General features: G+C 43.1%; 24 protein-coding genes and 1 pseudogene. 4 read left to right on the top strand and 21 right to left on the bottom strand.

All coding sequences use genetic code 11. The features are described from left to right. Positions 1-11: 11 nt before the first annotated feature. From ACQG2Q_RS26340 to ACQG2Q_RS26260, 17 genes and pseudogenes are all read right to left on the bottom strand, one after another. A complete protein-coding gene (locus tag ACQG2Q_RS26340; RefSeq protein WP_000759841.1) occupies positions 12-269 on the bottom strand; it encodes an EexN family lipoprotein in 258 nt (85 codons plus the stop codon). Between the two features lie 9 nt (positions 270-278). Next, positions 279-1,049: a type IV secretion system protein gene (locus ACQG2Q_RS26335; RefSeq protein ID WP_000716326.1), complete on the bottom strand. Its 771-nt coding sequence runs from the start codon at positions 1,047-1,049 to the stop codon at positions 279-281. 9 nt (positions 1,050-1,058) lie between these two features. Then, on the bottom strand, positions 1,059-3,812 hold the full coding sequence (locus ACQG2Q_RS26330; protein ID WP_015060057.1) for a VirB3 family type IV secretion system protein: 2,754 nt from the start codon (positions 3,810-3,812) through the stop codon (positions 1,059-1,061). A 24-nt stretch (positions 3,813-3,836) separates the two neighbouring features. Continuing rightward, a complete protein-coding gene (locus ACQG2Q_RS26325; RefSeq protein WP_000916156.1) occupies positions 3,837-4,127 on the bottom strand; it encodes a TrbC/VirB2 family protein in 291 nt (96 codons plus the stop codon). Further along, on the bottom strand, positions 4,111-4,755 hold the full coding sequence (locus ACQG2Q_RS26320) for a lytic transglycosylase domain-containing protein (protein WP_000953538.1): 645 nt from the start codon (positions 4,753-4,755) through the stop codon (positions 4,111-4,113). Before ACQG2Q_RS26320 ends, ACQG2Q_RS26325 begins: the two co-directional genes overlap by 17 nt. Before the next feature lie 232 nt (positions 4,756-4,987). Next, a complete protein-coding gene (locus ACQG2Q_RS26315; protein ID WP_000455437.1) occupies positions 4,988-5,497 on the bottom strand; it encodes a transcription termination/antitermination NusG family protein in 510 nt (169 codons plus the stop codon). Positions 5,498-5,849: 352 nt separating this feature from the next. Beyond that, positions 5,850-7,010 carry a MobP1 family relaxase gene (mobP1, locus tag ACQG2Q_RS26310; RefSeq protein ID WP_004199101.1) on the bottom strand — a complete coding sequence of 387 codons (1,161 nt, stop codon included), beginning with the start codon at positions 7,008-7,010 and terminating at the stop codon, positions 5,850-5,852. A 2-nt stretch (positions 7,011-7,012) separates the two neighbouring features. Then, the gene (gene ddp1, locus ACQG2Q_RS26305; protein ID WP_001348698.1) at positions 7,013-7,558 is read right to left on the bottom strand and encodes a DNA distortion polypeptide 1; all 546 of its coding nucleotides are present in this window, start codon (positions 7,556-7,558) and stop codon (positions 7,013-7,015) included. A gap of 340 nt (positions 7,559-7,898) precedes the next feature. Beyond that, positions 7,899-8,156: a hypothetical protein gene (locus tag ACQG2Q_RS26300; RefSeq protein WP_004199355.1), complete on the bottom strand. Its 258-nt coding sequence runs from the start codon at positions 8,154-8,156 to the stop codon at positions 7,899-7,901. Next, positions 8,153-8,317 (bottom strand): hypothetical protein, encoded by a 165-nt coding sequence (locus tag ACQG2Q_RS26295; protein WP_000004083.1) that lies wholly within the window; start codon positions 8,315-8,317, stop codon positions 8,153-8,155. The genes ACQG2Q_RS26300 and ACQG2Q_RS26295 overlap by 4 nt, the downstream gene beginning before the upstream one ends. A 74-nt stretch (positions 8,318-8,391) precedes the next feature. Further along, on the bottom strand, positions 8,392-8,730 hold the full coding sequence (locus ACQG2Q_RS26290; protein ID WP_001099725.1) for a hypothetical protein: 339 nt from the start codon (positions 8,728-8,730) through the stop codon (positions 8,392-8,394). A gap of 93 nt (positions 8,731-8,823) precedes the next feature. Then, positions 8,824-9,066 (bottom strand): hypothetical protein, encoded by a 243-nt coding sequence (locus ACQG2Q_RS26285; protein ID WP_000008707.1) that lies wholly within the window; start codon positions 9,064-9,066, stop codon positions 8,824-8,826. Beyond that, positions 9,056-9,268, bottom strand: a complete 213-nt coding sequence (locus tag ACQG2Q_RS26280; protein ID WP_004208549.1) for a hypothetical protein — start codon at positions 9,266-9,268, stop codon at positions 9,056-9,058. The genes ACQG2Q_RS26285 and ACQG2Q_RS26280 overlap by 11 nt, the downstream gene beginning before the upstream one ends. Positions 9,269-9,333: 65 nt before the next feature. After that, a complete protein-coding gene (locus tag ACQG2Q_RS26275; RefSeq protein WP_000662998.1) occupies positions 9,334-9,885 on the bottom strand; it encodes a hypothetical protein in 552 nt (183 codons plus the stop codon). Between the two features lie 59 nt (positions 9,886-9,944). Next, a complete protein-coding gene (locus tag ACQG2Q_RS26270) occupies positions 9,945-10,181 on the bottom strand; it encodes a hypothetical protein (protein WP_000792381.1) in 237 nt (78 codons plus the stop codon). A gap of 58 nt (positions 10,182-10,239) precedes the next feature. After that, a complete protein-coding gene (locus tag ACQG2Q_RS26265) occupies positions 10,240-10,755 on the bottom strand; it encodes a DnaJ domain-containing protein (protein ID WP_001025390.1) in 516 nt (171 codons plus the stop codon). A gap of 589 nt (positions 10,756-11,344) precedes the next feature. Continuing rightward, positions 11,345-11,497, bottom strand: a pseudogene (locus ACQG2Q_RS26260) (DNA-binding protein); the annotation flags it as partial. A gap of 610 nt (positions 11,498-12,107) precedes the next feature. Between ACQG2Q_RS26260 and ACQG2Q_RS26255 the strand changes: the two are divergent. The 3 genes from ACQG2Q_RS26255 (at position 12,108) to ddp1 (ACQG2Q_RS26245) (ending at position 14,114) form a co-directional block, all read left to right on the top strand. Then, the gene (locus ACQG2Q_RS26255; RefSeq protein WP_001348704.1) at positions 12,108-13,121 is read left to right on the top strand and encodes a replication initiation protein; all 1,014 of its coding nucleotides are present in this window, start codon (positions 12,108-12,110) and stop codon (positions 13,119-13,121) included. 8 nt (positions 13,122-13,129) lie between these two features. Beyond that, a complete protein-coding gene (locus tag ACQG2Q_RS26250) occupies positions 13,130-13,573 on the top strand; it encodes a hypothetical protein (RefSeq protein WP_001074369.1) in 444 nt (147 codons plus the stop codon). A 187-nt stretch (positions 13,574-13,760) separates the two neighbouring features. Next, the gene (ddp1, locus tag ACQG2Q_RS26245; RefSeq protein ID WP_000877224.1) at positions 13,761-14,114 is read left to right on the top strand and encodes a DNA distortion polypeptide 3; all 354 of its coding nucleotides are present in this window, start codon (positions 13,761-13,763) and stop codon (positions 14,112-14,114) included. A gap of 20 nt (positions 14,115-14,134) precedes the next feature. On the opposite strand, the gene ACQG2Q_RS26240 is transcribed toward ddp1 (ACQG2Q_RS26245), so the two are convergent. The 4 genes from ACQG2Q_RS26240 to ACQG2Q_RS26225 form a co-directional block, all read right to left on the bottom strand. Continuing rightward, positions 14,135-14,419, bottom strand: coding sequence for a hypothetical protein (locus ACQG2Q_RS26240; protein WP_001043731.1), 285 nt, complete (start codon positions 14,417-14,419; stop codon positions 14,135-14,137). Positions 14,420-14,454: 35 nt separating this feature from the next. Continuing rightward, the gene (locus ACQG2Q_RS26235) at positions 14,455-14,766 is read right to left on the bottom strand and encodes a hypothetical protein (RefSeq protein WP_000469598.1); all 312 of its coding nucleotides are present in this window, start codon (positions 14,764-14,766) and stop codon (positions 14,455-14,457) included. Between the two features lie 205 nt (positions 14,767-14,971). Then, on the bottom strand, positions 14,972-15,256 hold the full coding sequence (locus tag ACQG2Q_RS26230) for a hypothetical protein (protein WP_001185481.1): 285 nt from the start codon (positions 15,254-15,256) through the stop codon (positions 14,972-14,974). 99 nt (positions 15,257-15,355) lie between these two features. After that, on the bottom strand, positions 15,356-16,018 hold the full coding sequence (locus tag ACQG2Q_RS26225) for a division plane positioning ATPase MipZ (protein ID WP_000516402.1): 663 nt from the start codon (positions 16,016-16,018) through the stop codon (positions 15,356-15,358). A gap of 380 nt (positions 16,019-16,398) precedes the next feature. Between ACQG2Q_RS26225 and ACQG2Q_RS26220 the strand changes: the two genes are divergently transcribed. Further along, the gene (locus tag ACQG2Q_RS26220) at positions 16,399-17,061 is read left to right on the top strand and encodes a recombinase family protein (protein WP_001549893.1); all 663 of its coding nucleotides are present in this window, start codon (positions 16,399-16,401) and stop codon (positions 17,059-17,061) included. The last annotated feature ends 46 nt before the right edge of the window (positions 17,062-17,107 follow it).

Raw genomic sequence — 17,107 nt, 5'->3', positions numbered from 1 at the left:
AGTGGCTCCTTTTAACTTCCATCTTTACCCAATACATTTTTGAATGCATCTTTATAGTCAACATGCTTAGGATGTAATTGCTTATACCTAAACAAACCTTCCTTAGCGTTTTTACAATTTTCGCTATCACTCCCAGACTTTTTGCATTCAGCTACTTTTTTCGTTGCATCGTCTACGTGAGACTGCCACCAGTCTACAGATTTAACCTCTTCACACCCGGTAAGAAAGAATGTAAGCCCCAACGCCGCAACTAATCCATATTTTTTCAAAATGCCCCCTCAGTTCATTTCATAACTCTGCTGCTCAAATGCTGCCTTATAATCAACAACTGGAGTTTCTTTATTAACAGCCCCTAATTGTTTCTCCTGGAAAGCAGCCTGTAACATTTTCTCCTTGTATTCTGCAAGATCGCGCTGCTTATCGCGATACATTTCATACTGAAATTTGAGCTTGTTAAATTTCAGGCTTGCCAGAGATACAGCGTTTGTCGCGTCCTGCGTGGCTTTCGTGTCCTGGGCGTTCTTCACCTGGTCGATAAGGTCGGCCATTTCCTGATTATCTTCACGCAGTTTACTTTCCAGCTTATTGCCGTACTCGATCCCCGCCAGTTGGGACAGGAACGAGGCTTCACAGCCCCGCACCAGGTCGCCCGTATATCCCAGCCCCTTACAGGTGTTTGTCACCTTATAATCGGCCAGTAGTGATCTGGCTTGCTCAGACAGGGTGGCTTCCGGGTTCTTAATGTAATCATCAATGAAGGAGTTCCCCTGGTCGTAAATATTCTCCAGCTCCTTACTGACAGATTGCGCAGACTGCACCAGTCCCTGAACATCACGAATGCCCGTTTTGGTCAGCAGCTCCTGCTTATAGGCATTAATCTGTTTCTGGTAGTGGTTCACGGTGTCCTGCCACTGTTTGAGGCGTTCTGTCCAGCGCTGCGCTTCGACAGCCCATTCAGGGTTTGCATCAATGGCAACGGGAACACCAGCCTGAGCACCAGAAATAACCGTAACAGAGGCGATAAGTGCCGCAACGATATGCTTTTTCATAGGGATTCCTTAAATCAGGTTTGCACGTTCCAGATAGGTATCAAGCCACTCTTCCGGCTTCATACCCTCTTTCCAGATTTCATCGAACAGTTCAAGCTGGGGTTTCGATGCGCTGAGAACCGGTAGGTAATACGCCGCTTTTCCCAAATCCAGTCTTGCGAAAGCCGCAAAATCATCACTTTCCCCCTTCCTCTGTGGGTTTTTGACGACCAGGAACTGACGAGATAACGGGTCAATGGCTTTAATTTTGTCAAAATAAAGTTCTCTCACTTCCAACTCGTCTACGTACTCACTACGTTTCGCTTTGGGGTTCGCCAGATAAATATGTGTTGCGCACTGCTCACGAACGGCAGCCGCGATAGGTGATTTAATTAGTTCATCCGGCGATTGTGTCGCTACGACAAGCACCATATCCAGCTTACGCGCGGTTTTGAGTTTGTTATAAACAAAATCTCTGAACGCTTCGTTGTTAATCCATTGCCAGAACTCATCCATGTAGATAAGGAGTCGGCGGCCATCAGCCAGCATGGTGACACGGTAGATGAGATAGAATGAAGCGGCGCTGGAAAGTACTTTGTTATCCAGAAACTCCGTTCCGTCTATACCGAAAACGTCCAGGTTGTCCACATCAAACGTATCGTCCGGGTTATCAAACACCCAGCCAAATTCCCCTCCCTGCACCCAGGCATTCAGGCGTGCTTTAAGCCCATGCCGCCGGGTTTCAGTATCATCAGGCTCCAGAATGAGTGGTCGCAACTTACTGATCGGATAAGAGCGGTTTGACCTCTGCATCAGGCGCTCAACGGCATCAGAAATCAGGCGGTTCTGGTAATCATCAAGCGGCTCACTGTTAAGCGTACAAAGTAGCCTCACCAGGTCTTTCATAAAGGAAATATTTCGTTTGGTTGGTGGCAAAGCCGCAGGGTTCCAGCCAGTCGGCTCTCCTTCTTTCACCCGAAAGTAAGCACCTCCCATTGAACGTATACCGGGTTCCGCTGCCCGATCTTTGTCGAAAAATACTGTAGTTAACTTCTTTAATTTCCTCTCAGGTGGAAAAGACTCCGGCGTTCCGAACTGCTGGGCGGCGAAAGCCTTAGTCATCATCACTACCGTTTTACCCACGTTTGACGTACCAAGAATTTCGGTATGCCCCAGCGTGGGGTTTTTACCGAAGTAATTTTGATGCTCGGTAGTCATGTGATAGTTCAGGTTATAAATATCATTTCCTGAGCCGCCCAGGGTGATAAGGTTGTTACCCCAGGTATTTCCTTTCTCCTTGCCCGTAAAGAAATTATGGAAGCTTTCCATTTCGGCAAAGTTCAGACTGCTGATAGAACTCAGGCGTGGCCGTAACGTGTAGTTACCAGGTAACTGAGCAAAATACGCTGCGCCAAGACTCAAGGTTGAATAGGTTACGATCAGCCCTAAATCCTCCAGGGTCGTCGTTACAATATTGGTGTCCTTCACCAGACGCTCCGGCGAATCTGCGTAAACAATCAGTGTCTGGTGACTTTTCCCGAAAGAAATATAGCCGCTGGAGACCATATCGAGACCAACTTTCAAATCAGCGAGCAAGGATTTAGCGGCATCATCGGTCATTTCGAGTTTGTCGATCTGATCATCCAGCGCCTTGATTGCAGACTGCTTGTCTATCGGAGTTAAAGAGGAAGTCTGTACATACTCAACCGGGAGATACATCAGTGCATCAAAAATTCCGGCATCCGTTTCCTGAAAGTAGTCCTTGATCTCGATGCAACGAAAGTACCGGGCATGGTCAGAGGCAGTGATTTGTCCAGCATCGTTACCAAAGAACAGGTCTTTACCACCCAGGTATGTATAAAACGGACTATTGGTGACTCTGACTTTCTGCCAGCGCCCGGATAGCAGTTTCTGGAACAGCGTAAGCTGTTCTGAATAAACTATATTATTTTCTTCATATAACCCAAGACGACGGGAATGAAACCGGGAGAGATAGGTGCTCAATCTGCCACATATTTCATTCATATCATTAATGGGTTCTTCGAAGATATTTTTATTACCCTTTTTCCTTGAAAGAAAATGCGTCACTTTATCTTCAGCGCTGAACGGTTTATAGCATACGGTTAAGTATAATTTGTTTTCAAAATACTCAGCCGCCGAAAGCGATTCGTAATAATCGTTCATCACTCTGTTGACGAATGGGATCTTGCTGTCAAATACAGGTCGCACTTCTTTTCTAACCCGAATACGATGCGTATAAAAGGTAACGGGTTTCCCATCAAAACTACGTATCAGCGTATTGAGCTGGTCAGTAAGCAAGGCTAGATCCGCTTCATCTACACATTCAAAATAAGCTCCGTCAATCTGCCAGGTCGCCAGTAGATCATGGTTTCTGGTAACAATGAGGTTATCAGTGATGTGTGATGAATACGGGATTAACTCTTCAAGAGAAGACTGGTCTTTAAGCTTCATAAAATTGTCCACTTTCGATATATCGACTGCGTCGTACGAACTCCCCGCATAATGGACGGCATTGAAGCGCTTGTTTGCCAGAGGATTACCTTTGATTTGCATTCGCAGATAAAGCAGGTCAAAAAAGCGTTCATCTATCTTCGTAACTCGCTTGATGGCATACCAGCCAGGGAGGATGAGGGCATACATAGCCTCATGAATCCAGACACCAAGCAAAACGCAGATAACGCACATTCCAAGAAAGGGGTAGAGCGGAACGCCCAGCCCCCTAATCAAAGCGGGGCGTGTCAGCCCTTTAAAAACGGTACTCATTTTTACGCCCCCTTTTATTACATATTACGCTAACCAGTCAGGCAGATATGGCGCAACAATAAAGATGATAATCCCGATAATTAAAGGCGTAATCCACGCTGCATGCTGGCGTGAGAAGATAGCGATATAACCAATTACCAGCGCAATGATGGTGATTGCTGGCTTACGGATATCCGTCAGAAAATCGATAATCTTCTGCAAGAAGCCAGTTGTTTTAGTGGATACATCATCAGCAAAGGCGGGTTCTGCTACACAAAGCATCAATGCAGCCATAAATACAGAAAGAGTTAAATAACGTTTATTGAGTTTTAACATCGTTTGTTTCCTTTTCATCTAAAACAGTGCCACGCATGGCATATTGGGGATATACGGTAACTTCTTTAGGTTTGATACTCTGTGTTACATTCTCCTTTCTGATTGCATCTTTAACTGAAGGAACCACCCAGTTTTTTTTGTTATCAGGCGGATTAAACCCTATGCGCTGTATATAACTGGTGTTATTAAAATCTGATTCAGGTTTAGTTCCTGTTTCTGGATTGCCGGAATAATAGCAACTCAGGCCACGTAAAATATCGCCACCACGTTTATAACAATCCACCAAAATTTGCTCTGAAACCTTGAGATTTTCGCAGGGGTCAAACATTTTCTCAGCGGTTGTATTGAAGTTTGCAAAATTCGTACTCGTTATTTGCATAAGACCGACTGAGTAACGATGATTTCGTGATTCAATTTGATTTACGATCTGGAGTGCAGCCTCCTTAGTTTTGGGAAAGTAGGACACTACGCCTTTGTCACCGGGCTTACGTTCAACCTTCGGTATTATCTCGGCAATAGCATATGGGTTAAAACCAGATTCAACCCTTGCAACTTCATGCGCAGTATCGGGATGAACGCTGGCCGCGCATTGCAAAGCAAGCGCCGCAAAAGCAGTAGTAGATAACATGATTTTCTCCCGGCCAGAACAGCGCGGAAAGTTTAGACTGAATGGTTAGTCATCGAAGTCGTCATCGTCTTCATCGTCTTCGTTTATCAGCTCCTCAATAGCCTGGCTGGAATATTTTTTTATGAGGTACTGGACAACACCAGAGCTTGAAATACGTCGCCCCCTGCGATAGCCAATCTCCAGAGCAATTTTATCCAGTTCCTCACGAGAAGCTGAGGGCAGGTAGAGTGTATTACGTTGGGGCTTGCGTCTCGTTGCGGTTTTTTTTCGGGTAGCAGTCATTTTTCTTCCGTTTCATTTTGTGGGTTAAGCTTCTCTCTGTGATGTAGTGGATGAAAGCCATACTTCTTTGCTGCGGATTATCCATGAGTAGAATTTCAGCAAAATCGTGTGGAATTGATTTCCTTAAAAGATTTGCCTGAGCTGTTGTATGTGATTGTCTGTACAAAAGCTCCGCCATCACATCTTCTGGTACAGGTAAAGGCTCACCGCCAAATGAGATAAAGCGTTGTACGTAAGGGATAGCAGTTATTGTAGTGGAATGAACCTCTTCAAAATCTGCCTGGATAAAAAGATAACCGGGAAAAAGCGGCAAACGTCTTTCTCGATATGAAATTATCTTATCCGGGCGACGATACCTTTCAGTCTCCATAGGACAGAAGTAAGAGAAGTTCAGGCGTTCGAGATGAGCAAAAACTGCTGCAAATCTCGTAGTGGTGAATTGCAAAACATACCATTCCATAGTTTTTCCTTTCAGGCGCTCTCTCGACTCGGATGACCCCGAATCAGAGAAAAAAAACAAAAGGACAAATTTACATCTCATAAAAACTTTATCAGCTACATGTGCTGCGTTCAACCACACAAGCAGATCTTTAGATCGCATTTACGACACATTTCATTTTGTTTGTGCTTGTATTTTATTTATATCTAGATACATATGCTATTTGATAACAAAAAAGCAGATCGATTGATCACCATGCGCTTATTTTATAGTCAAGTTAACTAAATTTTTTACCGCTAGTTACTTTTTACAAAAACTCTGCTAACAAGATAAATAAATCGATCTTAATCAATAAGTTACCGGAGAGTATGAATTATCCTAAACGAATTCCGATTTTCACTTTCTGTTCGCTTTGAATCATCGACTGTTTTATTTGCGAGAAATTTCTCATCTGGAGTTGCTGTTTCTTAATCATCTCCGCGCTGTTCAGCACCAGCTCTTTACTGGATGAAGAGATTCTGTCTATGCCCTTAACCCCCAGGTTCTCTAGCTGCCACTCATTCCTGTGTGCAGTCTTCCAGCCATGCTGTACACCGTTCTTATCAAGTGCAGGGATTTTCACCTCCTTTTGTCCTAACTTCTTCAGCTTAACAAGATCACCTTTCTTAACGTTCTCGCGAGTGGTTAACTCACCAAAATCAGCCCCCCAATATGTTTTCTCCACGCCCTTGTTCAGTGTCTTAAGCTTTATGAAATGCTGCTTTGGTTTGGTTTTATCGTTCTGATAATGGTCGTAGCCAACATCAACAACCTCATAAACGCCCTTCTGTCGTTTTGGCGCTGTTTTGTGCGCATCTTTAATAGACTGGTTAAGTCCATGCTGCTGCTTATGAGTGGCTTTAACGTCATAGCCCTTCATCTTCAGCTCTTCACAAAAACCTGTACGAATTTCCCGTAAATCTTTTTTCCTGATATCAGCTCGTTTACCGTCATTATCACGAATACGAAAAACGACATGCACGTGTGGATGTTCTTTTTTGTCGTTATGATAGCCAAGCACAAAACGATGATTTGGGTACTTCTTGTTCATCGTTTTCCTGACAGACTCAAGCAGATCTTCAGGTTTTACCTTTGCTGATACAGGCGGTGAAAACACAATATTTTGGGTTACTTTTTTATTTTCCTTACCTTTATCATCGAAAACATTTTGAGGGTCATTAGCACGATCTATCATGTGCTCTTTAGCCTCCTGAATCTCATCACCTTTCCATACCTGACCGCTTTCACTCATCACTGGCAGCTCTGACTCCCGGCTCATATAGTCAATACTGTTTCGAACTCCCTGCCGGGTAATCGCACCTCCTGAGATTTTGACAACAACCTCCTTACTGGCACCCTTGCGGTTGATACGTTCCTGAACGTTGCGTTGATAGTTTTTACCACCATTTTTAACTTTATGGGCGAAAGCAGACTTGCGGCCAGCTTCAGAGGACTTACGCTTAACCCTGAATTCCTTGTCAACATAAACGCCCATGATTACACCTCAACCTTGTTAGAAACAGTTCGCCCTTTGCATAACATAATGTAGTTTTCAAACTCACTTTTGAGACTCATTATCTCTGAACTCAACCGCTCAGCGTCCTGATAGAACCCATCTTTATCAAGTACTCTGGCATTATCATTAACGATAATATAATGAAAGTTTCGCCCTATTTTATCTATTGCATTACGGCAACGATTCATCACCAGAAGTTCCTGATCGAAAAAATCAAGTTCATTTTCAAGTGTCGTCTGGATTCGATAACGACATTCTCTGGATAAATTCCAGCCATGACGATGAGCCGCTTTCTCTATTAAAGTTCTTTGTTTCCCTGTCAAATACATTGTGGTTTTGATAAAATCATCATTGTCTTTTGACACATTAACATCTTCATTTTTAACCTTGCTTTTCAGTAAAGCATTGGCAAGCAGCTTCATTCCTTTTGCCACGGTTAAACCCGGTTCATCTGGATAAAGTGTTTTAAGACAATCAAGTAGATCATCATGTTGGCTTTCTTCAATCCTGAATTGAACTTTTTTCATAAAACTCTCCAACAAGAACCGACTGTAGGTCACCGGGCAAACGTTGCGGAATGGCGTCAGAGACGTCATTTTGCGGCGTTTGCCCTATCCTGCATCGCAGTGAACTACCTCCACACATAAATTGTGCTTCAGCGTCCATCGAAATGCAAAAAATGAAAGGCTATCGTGGCTGTGATCTGGTGCGTCTGCGACCGGAGACAACGGATTCGCGGCTAACTTGGGCGGAAATAAATTCGCTACGCGAATGGCCTGGCAGGGGGCGCGAGCGCTGTTTTACGGAATATACAAAAAAAGCACCTCCCGTAAACGGGAGGGCTTCGGCGATTCAGGAACGGGAATTTTATTCTGCCTCTGGTGTGTCGCCTTCCATGCCCTGCCGGGCATCATGGAGCCAGCGGCGGAGGTTACTCATTCTTTCCCGGTTTGCCCGGCTGGGACTTTTTCCCCTGTTACCGCTTAGTATACTCCAGACTCTTAACCCGGCCTCGTTAGTCCAGTGCAATACAATTTCCCCTTTGCTGTTAAATCCCAGCGAAAACCGGACAGCTCCCCGCCTCTGTTCTGCACTGATAAAATCTAAAAACTCCTGTTTTTTCATAGCACCTCCTGTTTTTCTATCAGTGCTTTTGTTTCTTTCTTTTCCAGGGCTTTTCTGAGTAATGCCATGTACTCAGGAAAAGCAGAGAATGGCATCAAGGGAAAAACCGGACGCCCACCCTTTTCAACAGTCTGTATTGCTGATAACATGCGTTCCGACATTTTATATTCCTCGCGAGGGAATTGAGTGTCACGGTATCAGGTTGCCTCCACAACCTGATACCACCCCTAATTGATTAACTCCGCAGTTCTCTTATCGCTTCATTTTTGGCTTCCTCCAGTTCTTTAAGGGTATATGCGAAATTCTTCCAGTTAATTACTTCGTTTATAACCTCAGATTTACTTAAACCACACTCATTAAACCAAAAGTTAATATTTTTCTTGAGGGAATTTTTCGCCGTCAGTTCCTCGGACAACAATTCACTAACAGACGTGATAACATAACCACGACCGCGATTTTTATCTTCGAAAGAATGAACGGCAAGGAAGAGAGTTTCTGAATGGACAAAAGCAGAGCAGGTGATTTTTTCTTTCTTAGTGTTTAAAGCCTGGAAAGTGATAACATACGTGTTCATTTTAGTCTCCCGCCCGTTTGGGCTACTGGATCATGGTAAGGAACTATTCCCGACCTACAAATAAATTATACCATCATATGATGGTAATGCAATTTATTTAGTCACTTTATCCTGATTTTTTTCTCTCTTAACGAGCTGGTAATCTGGATGTTCATCAGCCAGGAGCAAAAGTAATTCATACGTACCAGCGGCTAAACCACGAGACGTTTTACCGGATGTTTCTTTGGCTTGCCAGGCTGATAACGTAAAACCAAACCGTTCAGCGGCTTCCTGCTGCGTAAAGCCAGCTTTAATACGTGCTTGTTTCACCTCTTCAGGTGTTGGCTTAAAACTCATGATTTTGTACCTTCACAATAGTATCTGTATAGAATTTCAATAAAATTGGATCATCAATTTCATCTTTAACGTTCGAGAATTCTTCGTAATAAAATGATTTTTGGAAAACAATCTTTTTAGTTGTTTTTTTATCCGCTTCTTTAGAGCGTACCTTCATCAGTTTTTCAAGTTCAATAAACAAACGTGTTGCATCTTCAGACACAACAATCCTGTATGTTACATTACCTTTGTTTTTCCTGTCGCTCAGGACTTCATTCATTTTTTGCCTCATAGCTGTTTAATAAACCCCGCTACCTTTATGAGCTGATCTACACTCAGGCCACGAATTACCATTTCATATCCGTCGCCCCGTTCTGATACGTTACCATCTAACCCATTCTCAACTTTAAACCCGGTCAATGTCCCATGCCAGCTTTCAAGATGCACTAAACGAGATAGCATTCCTTTCAGGATCAGTTTTTTCTCGCGTTTTTGCTGTAACTGTTGTTCATACTCTCGCGCCATATCTACATTATCTAAAGCATCCGACAGGATTTTCTTTTCAATATCGGCGGCGATTTCTACAGGGTTACGTTCTGGCGATACTGTGCAAGTATGGTAAGGACTTCTCCAGCTGCGACTATCTACGCTTCCAATGATAACTAACCTTCCTTTCTCCATTCGAATATGTATAGAGTAATTTTTAAAATCAGGTGAGGTTAGCTTAATCCTGTACTGGCAATCATCGAGCAGATTTACACGCCAGCCGTTCCCCAGGATTCGACAAACGATTTCAAACACCGGTTTATACCGTTCAAAGAAATTTTTCTGTTCTTTCATCGATTCAGCCTTTTGAACTCAATAAAAAAGCCGTAAATCGAATTACGGCAGTTTTAAGACTATTCATCAAAGTGTCCATCATCACTTGCAGCTTCCTGGGCTTCGCATTCCTGCTGATATGCTTCTTCCTTCGCAAAAAGATGCGCCCATCCTTCTGCGTTTAAGCCACGGTGCAAGACTGAACCATTTTCATTGCATTCTTTGGCTGTAACTTCGATCTCATCCGGGCAAATGTAGGCTCCGTAACTTTCAAAAATGTTTATCAGCTCCGCTTCCGTTATGGTCTTGTTTTTCATCAACGTGTCTCCGAATCAATCTTTGCCATGTTCTAGGGGGCTTTCGCCCCCATTCCGGTTATGCGCTTGCTTCTACACGTGTCCAGCCTGACGCCTTACGTTTACCCGCTGTACCATACATTTCACGAATTTCTTCAATGCTGTGTTCTTTACGGTTCCAGCGGCTTTTGTGTTCTTCAGGACGGTAAAACCATTGTTTTTTCTTAGATGCCCACTTACAGCCCATTTCCTTTAAAATGTCTTTGTGTTCTTTAGTTTCTCCGCTAATCCAGACCCAATTACCAATAACTTCATAGACAATCCCTGTAAGGCCGGAAAGCGTATTCAGAACTTTTTCCAGATCTTCACCGTAGTTGTAACGTGCGTTTTCATCAGTGCTTTGAAACTGATTGATTTTATCAATGTTAGCCATGAGAAAATCAAACGCAGCATTTACTGCTTTCATCAGCTCGGCACCCAATGGATTGCGGTCTGGATGATATTTTAAAGCCGCTTTTTTGTATGCCGCCTTGATGTCCTTTTCAGTCAGATCACCGGATAAACCAAAAACGTTTAATGCTTCCTGAATATTCATTTTTCGCTCCCGCCCGTGTGGGCTTCTGGAATCTGGCAGGGAACCATTCCCAACCAACAAATTCATTATACCATCAAATGATGGTTATGGAATCATTTTTAATGCTTTACATTGTAAAGATTACATAAAGATGTATATTGCTTTACCGCGCATGAAGGGATTTCCGAAAGAGGCGCGAACTGTAGTTACATAATGCGCTGTCGTAACATCGCGCCGGAGACGTTCGCCAGGACTGGCGAACCAACAAGCCCGAATGAGAGCGATAACCCCCCTCACCCCTGCCAGGCCAATTTCTGACTATCAGACGATGTTTAGCCTGTCGCAGTTAGCGCGTGAGCTTGCGAACGGTACGCCGGGTCAGTGTGAAACACTGGCGCGGGGCGCTGTATCTGCGCGTTATGAGATGCGTTAGCAGCGAATTACGGGGCGGGTTGCTGAAACCGATTGATGCCTGACAGCAAAAAATGAATCCGGGCGCCAGCTGCTGCACGAAAATTGCCAGCAAAAAACACTTGGCCATCCTCGCCGGTCGTGAAATTTTGCTGGCGTAAGAAATAATCCCCCCGGTATGAGGGGCTTGTCTGAAAGGTTAGTGGTTGGGCTTACTGAGAGTGAACTGTAACCCGGCTACTGCTGCAAGCTGTGCAAGTGTTGTGATGGTCGGGTTTCCGTTCGGGGATAATGCGCGGTAGATACTCTGACGAGCAAGGCCGGATTTTTTGGCCGCCTCTGTTATACCCCCTGATTAGGGATCAGGTTAAAAACGAGCTGTATGACGTTCTAAGCGCATTTTACCCGCTCCGTTGAACCATGACCGGGTTAAAGCGGTTAAAACGCCTCTGAGGGCTTTTGAGAGCATTTAAGAATTGGATCGGAAAAGGATCCCGTCTGGATCTTTTAGAGAGATTACACCGCTCGCCGCAGCCGAACGACAGGGCGAAGCCCGCGAGTGAGCGAGGAAGCGGAATTTCCACGGGGTTTCAATAGAGCACTTACGCGCTAAGGTTAATATTTGCTCAATTTTTGGTGGTGCAGTGCTCAGGGAGGCCAGACGGATCTATCCTCTGGATTTATGCTGAGTTATCCACAGACGCTGTGCATTAAAAGCCTTATATTTTCTTCTTGATCTTAAAAACTTAAAAACTTAGCTCGCTTCAATTACCTGAAAATTATGGAAAAAAATTGCTAAAGGTGAGAGGATTTTTCACGTAAGGTGAGAGGATTTTTCACGTAAGGTGAGAAGATTTTTAAGTTAAGGTAGTTAGATTTTTCACTAAAGATGAGAGGATTTTTCACGTAAGGTGAGAAGATTTTTAACGGTTTCCACAGTTTGACTGAACATCAAGTGAAACATGCGGTTGTTGCTATCTTTAGATATGAAGATCCTCAGATCTTCATATCTAAAGGTGAGAGGTTTTTTAATTAAAGGTTGTATTGTTGTCTTGAATTACAACCTTTGTGGGGTTATGATTTGCCTACATAGGAAAGGTTATATGAGGCTTATCGTGAAGACAGTAACGGGATTAACGAAAGTTAGACATAGAAATGAAGTTGGGGTAACTCTTGCATCCCTTTCCCTTTCAGCAAAAAGAGTGCTTTTTCTGGCTCTTTGCCAGATTGATACAAAGGAAATGTTAGATGATGATATTTTGGAGGTTGATGCTGACTTTTTTTCAAAAGCTACTTCTTTAGATAAATATGCCTCTTATGCAGCTCTGAAAGAGGGAGCTAAAGTTCTTTCTTCAACTACGTTAGTTTTAAACAGAGATGATTTAAAAAATTTGGCTGATGAACTTGGGATACTATCATCTAAGAATAAAATACCTGATCGCTTGGATTTAAACTTAACAGAATTCTGTGCCTATTACGATCATCTTGCAACTGTACGGATAAAATTCACAAATACAGCTAAGCGATATTTTTCTAAGTTGATTGGTTCTGAAAATAGATATACCACTCAGGTATTGAAATCAGTTGTGTTGTTGAACAGTGTAAACTCAACAAACCTTTATCAAGTCATTAGGAAATATTACAGTCAGAATAGTTCAAAAAAATCTTTTGATATATCCGTGGATGATTTAAAAGAGGAAATGGGACTTTATACTATTGAGGAAGGGGAGAAGAAATATAAGTATCCTAAATACTCATTTTTTGTTCGTGATGTTATCAATAAAAGCATTAATGAGATAATTGAGAAAACGGAAATAAATCAGTTATCTTTCTCTGTTGTTGGGAAAAAAGGGAGAATGGCTCACATGCTTAGATTTGAGTTTAGTATAAATGAAAAATCCTCATCCTTTTCGGAAGATGATATGGCATTTTTAGAGGAGTTTGACAAAGTCGTTCCACCAAAAAAGAATAAGTGAGGCAAAACATGGCTAAAATATATGAGTTTCCGCAGGGAGCCGAACGAAGTAAGCTGAAAAAAGAAATCATCCGGGAACGTAAAAAACGATTGCGAGAAACGAACGGTAACCCGGTTATCCGGCACGCTAAATGGTTCTGGTTTTATCTACGTCTTGCTACGGCTGGCGCACTGCATTTAGTCTCTGTTATTTCTCTGGCAGTCCTGGGGGCTTTCAGTAAAGCTATTTTCTGGATTGGTGGAATGCTCTGTGTTGTTACATGGTTCCACCTTGAGCGCCAGTTCTGGACGCCGCAAAATTTCACGATTCCAGTAATCGTAACGCTGTGGGGATTGAGTTTGTTTGCCACTCCCCTGATGGAGCTGCTTAACAAAAAAATGCCGTGGTATCGTCTTCTGGTTCCTGATGCAAAGCACACTAGCACTGAGGCAACCAATGATGATCAGCCGTGAAGCAACAATGTTATCCAGTCGGCTTGCAGTGCTTCTTTCAGCCTTTTATCATCGGTTAATCATAGCGCACGAGGCGAGTTCTTTTCACTGCGATGCAGGATAGGGCAAACGCCGCAAAATGACGTCTCTGACGCCATTCCGCAACGTTTGCCCGGTGACCTACAGTCGGTTCTTGTTGGAGAGAGTTATGAAATATCAGGTTAAAGAGTTTATTAACGAAAAATATTCTAAGGCTGTTAATATTTTAAAGGATAACCTTAAAGAACACTACCATATTTTTTATGGTTTGAGATTAAGTGAGATTCTTTTTCCTGCCAGCGAATACGGCTCTGAAATGTTTTTTCAGGAGTTTGAAGCGATTAACAGTGTAATATTGCCTTTGGTGATTTTTGATTTGATAGACCGAAAGCCGATTATGGTTATCGGCTTCGGTGAAGTATGTGGAGTTGATTCACTTGTTGATTCTGGTATAGAAGTTGTTTCTTTAGACGGTTTAAGCGATCTGCTACTGGTTGAAAAACTGACGCCATTATTTAACTAAACCTCTGGATAACTATCTTTTCAGTTTTCCAGTAAGATTTTTTCTATATCTGAAAGCACTATTTTTTCAATGCTTTCTATATAGTAATGCTCATTAAAACCTGTCATTTCTGTAAATTTTAGCTCTGCATCATCTTTCGAATAAGCAATAACAACTCTGAAATCATTTTCCCACAAATCCCACCTGTATTTGTCTTTTATACGAACCCTGTACAATCCTTTTTGGATAGTGCCATCTTTTTTCTCTTCCTGTACTTTTTTTAATTTTTCATTTTGCACCTGTTGTTCAAGCCATGATTTATTCATAAATCCCCCACGGTTAACGTCTTTAGGCTCGGTTTTTACTTAACGAAATCTTCCGGTTTTACACCTGTTTTTACCTTCATATACTTGCCCTCCCCCCTTAGCTTCGGCTGAAGTTCGGTAAAGTACCATCCGGCAACGGTAATAATGCCTAAAAATACAAAAATAGCAGGCTTCAGAACATCAATAGCTGATACAGCGCATAACTCAATATTGAGATTAGTACAAGTTCCCTCATCAGGTGCATAGAACCCCCATAAGCCTATACCTATAAGGAACATCCCCAATATCGGTTGGATGTATAACAAGTAGATATTAATAAGAGTTTTAATATATCTGAATATGAACATTTTTCTTTCCTTAGGTTTCTTTCTATTTTGGATTTCCAATTCTTAACCAATGTGATGGTTCGACAATCCATTCTCCGCAGTCATAGGCAACGGCCTTATTATGCCTGTTAGCGAACCATACTAACCAGGCTAATAATCGCTGATTGCCGCTGTATTTGGTTTATCTCTAACCATCACAACATATCTCTTTTTCTTAGCCATAACGCTACCCTAATTTTGCAGATTCAAGCAGCCAGTGGTTTTTCAGGTTCTCGTCCAGGTTATCGAATGCGGCCAGCGCTGCCTTTAGAACGGTTGTCTTGCTCTGGCCTGTTCTCTGCGCCTCCGCTTCCAGGATCTCCTCAAAGTACGCTGGCAGTCTGAAGTTCATCAACTTTGGTTTACCCGCTACAGGCGCTCTGGTAGCGCCGGAGATAAAACGCGCGGTTTCTGCGTTTGTTGCTGGTTGCTGAGATTCATCGATGTTCGGGCGGTTTAGTTTTAAAGCCATGAAAATTTCCCCTTGTACGGTATGCATTAATTGTAAATATCATAGTATCTTTATGGTGTATTTACAATGTAAAGATTTCGATGAATATTGTTGATATTTCTATAAAATGCCAATTTCCTGTGCCACAAGTTCAATCTGTGCTTTCGCTGTTGAAAGGCTCGATGCCCGGCTAACGTCATGTACCCCTGCCCCTTCATTACAGGCGCTTTCATACACATCCAGCTCGGATATCCGGGTTTTCAGAGGTTGAATCCAGATGTTGTCCGAACGCAGTAATTTATCCAGATCAATGGCCGCTTTTCTGTGGCGGGGTTTCGCTGAGTTGATTCTGGTGAACAGCACCCACGGTTCCAGAGCTGCGTTAGCTTTCTGAGCGGTGCGGATTTTCTCTGTAACACTGGTCAGTGTTTCGCTTTCGAAATCAGAGGACGGCTTAACCAGTGTCACCACGATATCTGATACTGTCAGGGCGCTACGGAACTCCTGGCTGTCGTGGCCGGGGCAATCGACAATGAGAACTTCACACAGCTTACTAAGGCGCTTAATTTCGTTGCTGACGTTTCCGTAAGCTGCGTGAACCGGGATAGTGAGTAAGCCGTTATCTGTCCGCTTTTCGTTCCAGCTCAACAGATCGTGGTTTTTATCTGTCTTCAGGATAATTACCGACTTACCTTTGTTGACCAGCATTGAGCCTGTGTTAGCCACGTAGGTGCTTTTGCCTACCCCACCTTTATCTGATACGACAAGCAAGATTTTACCCATTTCAGAATCCCTCTCTTTATGTTGTAAAGCTCATGTAAAGATATGAATGTCTTTACATGGTGTGTTTTTCGTAAAGATACTTTTGTCTTTACAGTGTCTTTATAATGCAATGGCTTTACCATGTAAAGCACAAATAAAGATATATTTATCTTTATGGTGTCTTTACATGGTAAATGTTGCTGTGTCTTTATGTGCGCTTTATGGTGTAAATCTTGGTGTGTCTTTACATCATCTTTATGTTGTAAATTTTTAGTGTGACGTTGTCACTATAGGGCTGGGGTCTGTTTGCTGGTTCTTTTTGAGTGTGCCTTCCCTGAACCAACTGAAATGGGTACTGTATGGGTGTGTCTGGTTAACTCAAAATGAACTGGTTCCCTATAATGACTCAAACAGTACCGAAAGGCTTTGTCAGAGCTTACTTACGCGCATCCACGACTGAACAGGATGCAACACGCGCCCTGGACACGATAAATACCTTCGCCATCGAGCGCGGCCTGAGCATCTGTAACTACTACATTGAAAATGAATCAGGTTCTAAGCTTGAACGCCCTGAGTTGTTCCGGCTCCTGAAAGATTGTCAGCAAAACGATATCTTGCTGGTAGAGGATGTGGACAGGCTTTCACGCCTGGTAGGGGAGGACTGGAACACACTGAAGAAAATGATCCGGCAGAAAGATATCCGGGTTGTGGCCGTCAACGTTCCGACAACCTGGCTCGCATCGGGTCACAATGATTTTGACAGCCGAATGTTTTCGGCCATAAACGATATGTTGCTGGATATGCTGGCCGCCGTCGCCAGGCGAGACTATGAACAGCGCCGGGAACGGCAGCAGCAGGGGATCGCCAGGGCGAAAAGGGAAGGGAAGTATAAAGGCCGCCAGGTTAATCAGTCTCGCTATGACGCCATAAACAGGCTGATTGCGAGCGGCAGCTCCTGGAGCCAGATTCAAAAAGTGCTGGGTTGTAGCCGGGCGACTATCAGCAAAGCTGTGAAGCAACAGACCGTTAACAAAATGAACCATGAACCTGAAGGTAGGGAGTAGTTACAACATAATAAACAGTGTGTTGAAGAATAAAACTGATTCTTTA

This window comes from Enterobacter cloacae complex sp. 370H10, from assembly GCF_050031535.1.
In the GTDB taxonomy this organism is placed as follows: Bacteria; Pseudomonadota; Gammaproteobacteria; order Enterobacterales; family Enterobacteriaceae; genus Enterobacter; species Enterobacter intestinihominis.
Note: the sequence above shows the minus strand (reverse complement) of the source record. Positions and strands in the feature narration are given on the sequence as shown.